This window comes from Vibrio sp. D173a (assembly GCF_030248475.1).
The window spans coordinates 1-551 of the sequence record NZ_JAHGAH010001103.1 but is presented as its reverse complement, the minus strand read 5'-3'; the positions used below and the strand labels follow the sequence as shown (position 1 = coordinate 551).

Genomic DNA, 551 nt, shown 5'->3' with positions numbered 1-551 from the left:
CGTCGATTGTCTGCTCAGAACGGTTGTTGATTTGAACCGAAGCATCTTCACCAAACCAAGAAGGTAAAGCGCTCAGAATCATGATGATGATGGTGGTGATAAGCACCACGTATTTCCACTTTGCGTAGTGGTTGATTTGTTTTCTTGGAATGCGTTTATTCACAGTCAAGATCTCTTATTTTGGCTAATATCTTGCGAACGAGATCGATGGCTAACCGCAACCAGACCAAACTGATTGAACGGCAGCAGAACACATTCGCGAATTGTTTTATGGATTGGCGAGATCAATGGGCACAAGTGACCATCGATACGACCAATCAGGGTCAAACGATTAGCTAAGAAGTTCTCGGAAGTGTGAATATTGAATATTGCCCTCTTTCCATCCGGCAAGCCTAGATGGGGGCGAAGCGATCACGCTTGTCCAGTGCTGCTTTACATCCATAAGAGGATCGCTAAGCAACAAAGACGCAAGCAATGAAGGGGGAGAGAAGTCAATCAGCAGGTGATAAACCGGCTCTATATCGGCCGAGCCATCCTGCTCATTGCTGAGT

At 46.1% G+C, this 551-nt stretch carries 2 protein-coding genes and 1 pseudogene; 1 reads left to right on the top strand and 2 read right to left on the bottom strand.

The window, feature by feature from the left end; all coding sequences use genetic code 11:
• Window positions 1-169, bottom strand: a 169-nt coding sequence (locus tag KIV40_RS31600; RefSeq protein ID WP_285353262.1) for a hypothetical protein, incomplete at its 3' end; no start/stop codon positions are given.
• Window positions 170-207: 38 nt separating this feature from the next.
• Here KIV40_RS31600 and KIV40_RS31595 point away from each other — a divergent pair.
• Window positions 208-339 (top strand): hypothetical protein, encoded by a 132-nt coding sequence (locus KIV40_RS31595; RefSeq protein WP_285353260.1) that lies wholly within the window; start codon window positions 208-210, stop codon window positions 337-339.
• On the opposite strand, the pseudogene KIV40_RS31590 reads toward KIV40_RS31595, so the two are convergent.
• Window positions 332-551: pseudogene (locus KIV40_RS31590) on the bottom strand (hypothetical protein); the annotation flags it as partial. The gene KIV40_RS31595 and the pseudogene KIV40_RS31590 overlap by 8 nt on opposite strands.

Coding starts and splice junctions, on each gene's coding strand:
- KIV40_RS31595 (WP_285353260.1), top strand. CDS start 208: ATGGCTAACCGCAACCAGACCAAACTGATTGAACGGCAGCAGAACACA.